Below are 7485 nucleotides of genomic sequence, written 5' to 3' on the forward strand. Positions count from 1 at the left end.
CGGTGCTGAGCCTGCCCTGAGGGCCTGGGAGATATCCGAGCCCCCCGCTCGGCAGGCGGGCCGTGGAAGACTGCGCGCATCCCGCGCTGCGCTTCCCACGGAGAACGCCATGCCCGCCCAGCCCGCTGCCCACGAGCCCCTGACCGAAGACCACCTGGCCCAGCTGGTTCAGGTGTTCTATGGCCGCGCCCGGGCCCATCCCGAGCTGGGGCCGTTGTTCAACACGGCCGTGGTGGACTGGGACCACCACCTGGCCGTGGTGCAGGGCTTCTGGTCGCACACCCTGCTGGGCACCACGCGCTACGGTGGCCACCCCTTTCCGGTCCACATGGGCCTGCCCATCCGCCGAGAGCACTTCGGGCAATGGCTCGAGCTCTTCCGCCCGGCGGCCCGTGAAACCCTGCCCGAGGGCGCGGCCCGCGCGGCCATCGCCAAGGCCGAGCACATGGCCGAGAGCTTCCGCGCCGGCCTGTTCCCCTTCGATCCGATCGAACCCCGGCCGGTCCCCGGGCCATTCCCGCGCTGATGCCGCCATGCAGCAGCTCTATGTCGCCTCCCTGCTGGCCAACTTCTTCGATGCCGGCTGGTCCATCCAGGTGCTGCTGGGCGACATGGACCGCGCGCAGTACGAAGCGTCGCGCCTGGCCCGGCCCGAGATCGAGCGCCACCTGAAGACCATGGCCGACAGCGCGCGCGCCTTGCCCGAGGACGTGCGCGCCCAGATGCCCAAGGTCGACTGGTCGGCCTGGGCTGGGCTGAGCGATGGGCTGCCGCCCCGCAGCGAGGCGGCCCGCGCCCGGGTGTGGACGGTGCTGTCCACCTGGCTGCCGCCCGCGGGGGCCGAGCTGCGGCGGTATCGGGCCTGCCTGCCAGGGCTGTGGGCCTTCAGTCCCTGAATGCCTGTGCGTCTGGTGCCCCCTTGTTCACGGGCGCGGCGCGGCAGGTTCCACCATTAACATCGGCCGCACCAACATCAATCACTTCAGGGGGAACCGAAGATGGACTTCCAAGAGGCCGTGCGCAGCTGCTTCAACAACTATGCGAACTTCAACGGCCGGGCCAGCCGTTCCGAGTTCTGGTGGTGGGCGCTCTTCTGCCTGCTGGCCAGCGCGGTGCTGGGCGCGTTCAGCCACAAGCTGTCGGCCGTCTTCTCCCTGGCCACCTTCGTGCCCTACATCGCCGTGGCGGCGCGCCGCCTGCACGACACCGACCGCAGCGGCTGGCTCCAGCTCGTCGGCCTGATCCCCTTTGTCGGTTGGATCATCCTGATCTATTGGCTGGCTCAGGAGAGCAAGAGCAGCAGCCGGTACGCCTGAGGGGCCCGCTGCCGGGCGCGTGGACCCGGAGTCTTCTACGCGCCCAGGGCGGCGGGTTGAACCAGGACGGTCCAGTGCCGCTCGTGCGATGCCGTCGTGAATTTCAATGGCAAGAACCGTTCGATCATCTCGAAGTTCGTCTTCGCATGTGGCGTCAGGGCTGTGCAGGTGTACGACGCGGCTGAACCGCGCTGCCAGACGGCCAGTGCCAGGGGCAGGGCCCACTGATCCGCCAGATGGGGCCCCAGCGCGGCGGTACTGATTTGATAGTCCCGCACTTCGCGGATGAGCTGGCGAGCCACCTGCTCCGCGCTGACCCCCTTCTCTCCAAAAGCCGTGAACACTTCGCTGAGGTGCTCGTACACCAGGGTCGCCAGCAGCGCATTGCCCGGCCCTTCGTTCTGCCGGCAGGCCGCCTCGCGCAGCTGGCCGTGGCTCCAGCCCAAACCGGTGCCCAGCTGTTCCAGCTCACGCCGGGCGACCGAGCGCGGCAGTGCCGGCGCGAAGCATTCGGCGTAGCTCTCCAGCTTCGCGCCACGGTCGTTCAGATCGAAAGGCTGCAGCTGGCCCTTGGCCGGCGAGATCGTGACCTCGATCTCGCCGCCACCCGCAGGGTAGAAGCCCAGTCGACGCAGCACGAGATCAGCGTTCGCGCCGAGCTTGCGCAGCAGCGGCGCGTAGCTGCGCTCCAGGAAGTGGAACGGCGGTGCCATCGGGTTGTGCGTGCCGCCGCCCAGCTTCAGGTGGCTGGGCGCATCCGCCATCATCAGTGCCGGCCAGACGGTCTGCAGCACCAGGGTGCAGCTGCCGGCGGTGCCGACGCTGAATGCGTAGTGGCCCGCCTGAACCGGGCCGGGCTTGAACGTCAGGGACTGCGAGTTGAGTTCGCTCCCTTGCACTTGCGCGCCACACACCTCGGCAGCGGCATTCACGCAGGTCAGGTGCTGACGCATCAGGCCCGGCTTGGCGCGGCCGGCACGAATCCGGGTCAGTGCAAAGGGCTGGCCTGTGCACATGGACAGAGCCAGCGAGGTCCGCAGGATTTGTCCTCCGCCCTCACCGACGGAGCCATCGATCTCGATCATGTCTTTCTCTTGTTGTTCCGGGGTCGCCGTGCGGCAAGGCACACCGAGCGAGGTGTGGTTGAAAACCGGCTCGTTAAAGCGCCCTCCCCCCTTCACCCTTTAAAGCAAACCACCTGCTTGAGCGTGTGCACCACTTCCACCAGGTCGCTCTGTGCCACCATCACGGCGTAGATGTCCTTGTAGTCCATCGGGATCTCGTCGATGACGTTTGCGTCCTTGCGGCACTNGACGCCCTCGGTGGCCCTGACATGGTCATCGATGGTGAACATCTTATTGGCCTTGATGCGGCTCATGACGCGGCAGGCGCCGTGGATGCAGCTCTAGAAGCTCTCCGGGTTGCCCAGGCCGCGCACAATGTAGCTGCGCGCGCCCATGCTGCCGGGGATGATGCCCATCTCGCCGCGCTTGGCGCTCACGGCGCCCTTGCGGGTGACGAACATGTCCTCACGGAAGTGGCGCTCCTGCTGCACATAGTTGTGGTGGCAGTTCACGGCCTCCACATGCGCCTCGAAGGGCTTGGCGATGACCGAACGCACTGTGGCGATCAGGTTGGCCATCATCACCTCGCGGTTCTTCATCGCGAACTTCTGGGCCCAGGACACGCCGCGCACATAGTCGCCGAAGTACTGGGCGCCTTCCTCGAAGTAGGCCAGGTCCTTGTCCGGCAGATTGCGCTGGTGGCGCTCCGCGTCCTTCTTGGCCAGCTCGATGAAGTGGGTGCCGATGGCATTGCCCACGCCACGCGAGCCCGAGTGCAGCATGAACCAGACGAAGCCGACCTCGTCGAGACAGACCTCGATGAAGTGGTTGCCGGTGCCCAGCGTGCCCAGGTGCTTGCGGTTGTTGGTGTTCTTCAGGCGCGGGTGCAGCTCGCACAGTGCGTCGAATTCGCCGGCCAGCGCAGCCCAGGCCTGGTCCACCGTCTCCGGCGGGTTCTCCCAGCTGCCGGGGTCGCGGCCACGGTGCCTGGGTGCCGAGCCGTGCGGCACCGCCTTCTCGATGGCCGAGCGCAGCGGGCCCAGGCTGTCGGGCAGGTCTTCGGCACGCAGCGTGGTCTTGGCGGCCATCATGCCGCAGCCGATGTCCACACCCACCGCCGCCGGGATGATGGCTTTGATCGTCGGGATGACGGAGCCGACCGTGGCGCCGATGCCCAGGTGCACGTCCGGCATGGCTGCGATGTGCTTGAAGACGATGGGCAGCTTGGCGGCGTTGGCCAGCTGTTGCATGGCCTCGGGCTCGACCGGGACGCCTTGCGTCCACATCTTGATCGGCACGCCACCGGCCACTTCTTCGAGCTTGTAGTTCTGATCGTTCATGTTGTTCTTCCCATCAAGAGGAAGCGGTGACAAGGGTCGATGAAATCTTCACTCCGCCATCCATTGCTGGACCGGGATTTGAACCCGGGACGCCCCAGGATCGCTCCTGGGGCACGCGACTTTTGCCGCGTGCGTCTACCTGTAGTTCCATCTGCATTCACCGCGAAACGGGTGATGCCCCGCTGCGACAAGGGGCGGTGAAACGTCGTGCTCTACCACTGAGCTACGGTCCCCCTGATGTGGGACCGACGGGACTCGAACCCGCGACACCGAGCATGAAAGGCTGTAGTTCCACCTGCATTCGCAGCAGGACATCTCAAAAGAGCGCGACAAGAGAAGCAAGACATAGCCACACTGGTTGCCCAGCTGGGGATTCGAACCCCCGGCGTTCCGGATGTAGTCCTGCTGGCATTCGCGCCAAACCTGACCGCCCCCGCGTGGCGACAAACAGGCGGTGAGACTGGGTTGACATGGAGTCCCACCTGCATTCGCCACGCGACAACGCGTGTTGTTCGTCCTGGCCTTACTGCGTGGCCAGCGACACCTTCTCGATCTCACCGATCCAGTGCTCGGCGTCCATCGTGTCGGCGGCAAAGTTCGCCACCATGGTGAACACCGCGTCCGAAAAGCCGCCGACATTCAGGATGTCGTGCCGCTCCGCGGCCTGGGTGCTCGCCGTCGGCTGGATGTCGATGCAGACCAGGCGCGCCTTCGGGTTGCGCTGCTTCAGCAGCTCCCACTCGCGCAGGGTCTGCGTTGCACCGCGCCGCTTGGCGTCGACCCAGGACTCGTTGTCCGAGACCAGGATCACCAGGTCCACCGCCGCCCCCTCCCGGTTCAGCCAGGCCAGCGGCGCGCTGCAGCTGGTGCCCCCGCCCCCGATCTTGGCCAACGCCTGGGCGTTGGTCATCACCGAGTCGCGAGGGTTCAGCGACAGCTTCACCACGTCCTGCTCGAAGGGCAGCACACGGGCCTGCGGGTTCCGGCGCAACACCGCCGCAGCCACCAGGGCGGCCACGTCGATGCAGCGCACGCTGGACGTCGCCGAACCGCGATGGCCGGTGACAGCCGAGCCCATCGAGCCTGAGACGTCAGGGCACACCACGACGCGACCGGCCAGGGCCGGCACATTGACCAGCGACAGCTCCATCGCATCCTGCAGCGCGTCGCGAACCTGCGCCGGCACCGCCTCGCCCGCCGCCTTGAAGGCGGACAGCAGCTGGTACGGCATCACCCGCGCCCGGGCCACGGCCTGGGCATCGCTCAGCTTGGCGGCCACCGCCTCGGCCAGGCCGGGCAGCTCGAACACACCCTGCCGGGTGAAGGTGTTCAGGTTCTGGCGCACCATCTGCCACGAACCCTGGCGGGCGACCTGAGCCCATTGGGCGGAGGTCAGCGGCAGCGCAGTCAGCATCTGGAACGGCACGTCGGGTAGTTCGGCGTCTTCACCCCGGGCCGTCGCGCGCTTGAAGCGCTCGAACGTCTGGGTGATGGGCGGCAGCGCCGCTTCATCGAAAGAGCGCCCGATCAGCCATGCGAACCATGCGGCCCGCCAGGCCTCGGCCGGCTTGGGGTGGACCATCTTCACCACATCCGCCAGCGAAGGCGTGTTGCCCACGGCGGCGTTCAGCAGCTGCTTCTCGGTGGCGGTCATCAGCCAGTGCTGCACCAGCTTCTTCGGACGCGATCCCAGCGACTTGCGGCCCACGGCGCCGCTGCGCAGGATCTGCACGAAGTTGCGCAGCATCTTGCCGTTGTCCACGACGCGGTTGAACACCTGGGCCAGCAGTGCGACGTCGCGCACCGCCAGGCTGGCAGCCAGCAGCGCCGGCATGTCCTTCATGTGGCCGGACTGGCGGGCATAGATCGCGGTCTTGGCCACGAAGGCCGGCTCCAGCTGCTGGGCCAGCGCCAGCACCTGGTCCAGTTGATCCTCTGCCTGGGCATAGAAGGTCCGGCTCAGGCAGCCGGTGGCGGCCAGTTGGGCCAGCTGGTGCCGCGAGCCAAAGGCATAGGCCGGCGCCAGTTGGGCGTTGCGGGCCGTGGCGGCGGGCAGCAGGGCGCCCTGGCTGGTTTGGAAGAGCTGGGTGTTGACCATGAGGTTCTCCTCTTCTGCATTCAACTTGTTGTTCTTGCCTTCTTCTTTGCAACGGGTGTGCCAGATGCTGGGTTGATGGCGGGATGGAACGACAAGTCATTGATTGAAAAGGGAAATGTTCAAATCAATGTCGGTAGTCCCCAGAATTTGGATCCATCGAAAGTCCACTGGGAATAGACTTGTAGATAGAAAACTATCTATATAGATATGCCCAAGAAGACCGTCGTGATTGGCTTTCTCGGCTCGCAACTGGACTCGGGGCAGGGCGCCGGCCGTTGGGAGAAGTGGCGCCCCACGGTGTCACTGCTGCAGCAGGAGGACATGCTGATCGACCGGTTCGAGCTGCTCTACTCGCCCAAGTACGCCGCGCTGGCCCGGACCCTGTCGGCGGACATGGCCCAGGTCTCGCCCGACACGCAGGTGAATCTGGTGCCCATGGACGTGGCCGATCCCTGGGACTTCGGCGAGATGTATGCGGCCCTTTATGACTGGGCCAAGGGCTATCGCTTCGATCCCGACACAGAGCAGTACTGGGCGCACATCACCACGGGCACCCACGTGGCGCAGATCTGCATGTTCCTGATGGTGGAGTCCCGCTTCATCCCTGGGGTGCTGCTGCAGACGGCCCCGCCCCGCAAGCAGGGGCGAGACCATCCCGGCAGCTACACCCTCATCGATCTGGACCTGTCGCGCTATGACGTGCTGGCGCAGCGCTTTCACCAGGCCCAGGCGGAGGCGCAGGCCTTCCTCAAGAGCGGCATCGCGACCCGCAATGCCCGCTTCAATGCGCTGATCGACGAGATCGAGCGCGTGGCCGTCCGCTCGCAGGCGCCCATCCTGCTGACCGGCCCGACGGGGGCGGGCAAGTCGCATCTGGCGCGGCGCATGTACGAGCTCAAGCGCGCACGCCACCAGGTGCAGGGCGACTTCGTCGAGGTGAACTGCGCCACGCTGAGGGGGGATGGCGCCGCGTCCACCCTGTTCGGGCACAAGAAGGGCGCGTTCACCGGCGCCATCACCGACCGCGCCGGTCTGCTGCGCACGGCGCACCAGGGGGTGCTGTTTCTCGATGAGATCGGCGAGCTGGGGCTGGATGAGCAGGCCATGCTGCTGAAGGCGGTGGAGGAGAAGCGCTTCTTTCCCATGGGCAGCGACCGTGAGGTGAGCAGCGACTTCCAGCTGATCGCCGGCACGCACCGCGATCTCCGCATGGACGTGGCGCAGGGGCGTTTTCGCGAAGACCTGTTCGCGCGCATCAACCTGTGGGCCTACACCCTGCCCGGGCTGGCGCAGCGCCCGGAGGACATCGAGCCCAATGTGGAGCACCTGCTCGCGCGCGCCGCGGCAGAGACCGGCCGCGCCGTGCGCTTCAACGCCGAGGCCAGGGCGCGCTATCTTCAGTTCGCTCGCTCCAGTGAGGCACGGTGGTCCGGCAACTTCCGGGACCTGACCGCCAGCATCACGCGCGTGGCCACCCTGGCCGATGGTGGGCGCATCTCGCTGGATCTGGTCGAGGCCGAGATCCAGCGGCTGCGTTGGCTGTGGCAGCCCGGCGAGCCTGTCTCGGCACCCGTCGCCGCGCTGGATGAGCTGCTGCCGCCCGGAACTGCCGAAACGCTGGACCTGTTCGACCGCCTGCAGCTTGAGGCCGTGGTCCAGGTCTGCCG

The 7485-nt window shown here is 66.7% G+C and carries 6 protein-coding genes and 1 pseudogene; 4 read left to right on the top strand and 3 right to left on the bottom strand.

Annotated features, from left to right (window positions below):
- The first annotated feature begins 109 nt into the window (after positions 1-109).
- From I73_RS23905 to I73_RS23915, 3 genes are all read left to right on the top strand, one after another.
- Entirely contained in the window at positions 110-526 is a 417-nt protein-coding gene (locus I73_RS23905) for a group III truncated hemoglobin (RefSeq protein ID WP_022982933.1), read from the top strand.
- A gap of 7 nt (positions 527-533) precedes the next feature.
- Positions 534-896 carry a hypothetical protein gene (locus tag I73_RS23910; protein WP_022982934.1) on the top strand — a complete coding sequence of 121 codons (363 nt, stop codon included), beginning with the start codon at positions 534-536 and terminating at the stop codon, positions 894-896.
- 102 nt (positions 897-998) lie between these two features.
- Positions 999-1316: a DUF805 domain-containing protein gene (locus I73_RS23915; protein ID WP_022982935.1), complete on the top strand. Its 318-nt coding sequence runs from the start codon at positions 999-1001 to the stop codon at positions 1314-1316.
- Between the two features lie 35 nt (positions 1317-1351).
- Here the strand turns inward: I73_RS23915 and rtcA are convergent, their stop codons facing one another.
- The 3 genes and pseudogenes from rtcA to I73_RS23930 form a co-directional block, all read right to left on the bottom strand.
- Positions 1352-2401, bottom strand: coding sequence for an RNA 3'-terminal phosphate cyclase (gene rtcA / locus I73_RS23920; RefSeq protein ID WP_022982936.1), 1050 nt, complete (start codon positions 2399-2401; stop codon positions 1352-1354).
- A 92-nt stretch (positions 2402-2493) separates the two neighbouring features.
- Positions 2494-3720: pseudogene (locus I73_RS30305) on the bottom strand (RtcB family protein).
- Between the two features lie 523 nt (positions 3721-4243).
- Positions 4244-5818, bottom strand: a complete 1575-nt coding sequence (locus I73_RS23930) for a TROVE domain-containing protein (protein ID WP_022982937.1) — start codon at positions 5816-5818, stop codon at positions 4244-4246.
- 207 nt (positions 5819-6025) lie between these two features.
- On the opposite strand from I73_RS23930, the gene rtcR reads away from it, so the two are divergent.
- Positions 6026-7485 (top strand): RNA repair transcriptional activator RtcR (rtcR, locus tag I73_RS23935; protein WP_022982938.1); only part of this gene is annotated, 1460 nt, incomplete at its 3' end.

The sequence above is a fragment of the Ideonella sp. B508-1 genome, assembly GCF_000333615.1.
Lineage (GTDB): Bacteria > Pseudomonadota > Gammaproteobacteria > Burkholderiales > Burkholderiaceae_C > Ideonella.